Genomic DNA, 1,433 nt, shown 5'->3' on the forward strand with positions numbered 1-1,433 from the left:
TGAACTGCACCCCAATTGTTAGACATCATCTAACAGTTGGAGGTGCAGTTTTTTAATGGCTAAGTATACTTCAGACGAAAAATTATCAGCTGTTCAACGTTATTTAAGCAATTCTGAGAGTTATGCAGCGATCGCGTCTTCCATAGGGGCAGTGAAGAGTGAGGTTATGAATTGGGTAAAGCAATTCGAACATAACGGTCTGGAGGCATTTAATAAATCGTATACAAGTTATCCCATAGAGTTTAAAATGGACGTATTAAACTATATGGTAACACATGGGACGTCTCCGAATGAAACGGCTGCAAGGTTTAATATTCCTTCTCCTAGAACAATTCGTAAATGGAGAATGCACTTTGAGTCACGGGGAATTGAGGCCCTAAATCCAAAGATGAAGGGGCGCCCATCGATGAAGGAAGTTAAGAAAGCCACTCCAATGGAAGGATCGACCGAAGCGTTACAAGCGGAAATAGAACGTTTGAGGATGGAGAATGCCTACCTAAAAAAGTTGAATGCCTTAGTTCAAAGCAAGGAAAAATCACGAAGCAAAACAAAGCGCAAGTAGTATTTGAACTAAGGCTGGAATTCCCCGTTACTGCACTATTACAACTGGCTCAGATCCCGCGTAGTACATATTATTACTGGGTAAATACATGCGGAAGGCCAGATAAAGATGCTGACTTAAAATCTCGTATTACAGCCATCTTTCACGAACATAATGGCTGGTATGGATATCGCAGAATTCGAGATCAATTGCGCAATGAAGAGCTTAAAGTGAACCATAAAAAAGTACAACGAATCATGGACGAACTTGGATTAAAATGTACGGTGCGTATGAAGAAGTACCGTTCTTACAAAGGAACTGTTGGTAAGATTGCACCTAATATTTTAGATCGAGATTTCAGCGCCAATATGACTAATGAAAAATGGGTGACGGATATTACTGAATTCAAGCTATTCGGTGAAAAACTGTATCTTTCCCCAATGCTGGACCTATTTAACGGTGAAATCATTACATATACAATAGAATCACGCCCCGTTTATTCTCTTGTTTCCAAGATGCTGGACAAGGCATTGGAACGTGTAAAAGACGGAGATTCGCTAATTATTCATTCAGATCAAGGCTGGCACTACCAAATGAACCAATACCACCACACGTTAAAGGAACATGGGATCACCCAAAGTATGTCGCGTAAAGGAAACTGCTATGACAACGCTGTGATCGAAAACTTCTTTGGCATCTTAAAATCCGAATTCTTTTATACGCAAGAATTTGAAAGCATTGAGCATTTCAAGATGGAGCTTGAACGATATATCCAGTATTACAACCACAAACGCATAAAGGCAAAACTAAAGGGCATGAGCCCGGTACAATACCGGATTCACACCCATAAGGGAGCCTAATATATATTGTCTAACTTTTTGGGGTCACTTCA

General features: G+C 40.2%; 1 protein-coding gene. It reads left to right on the forward strand.

Going from position 1 to position 1,433, the window contains the following annotated elements:
- Positions 1-55 precede the first annotated feature (55 nt).
- Positions 56-1,401, forward strand: a protein-coding gene (locus tag LRL21_RS44620; protein ID WP_240422189.1) for an IS3 family transposase whose coding sequence is annotated in 2 segments (ribosomal slippage) — positions 56-497 and positions 497-1,401 — 1,347 coding nt in all. Because the reading frame shifts where the segments join, the coding sequence is not laid out codon by codon here.
- Positions 1,402-1,433 lie beyond the last annotated feature (32 nt).

The organism is Paenibacillus periandrae (genome assembly GCF_022458865.1).
GTDB lineage: Bacteria > Bacillota > Bacilli > Paenibacillales > NBRC-103111 > Paenibacillus_S > Paenibacillus_S periandrae.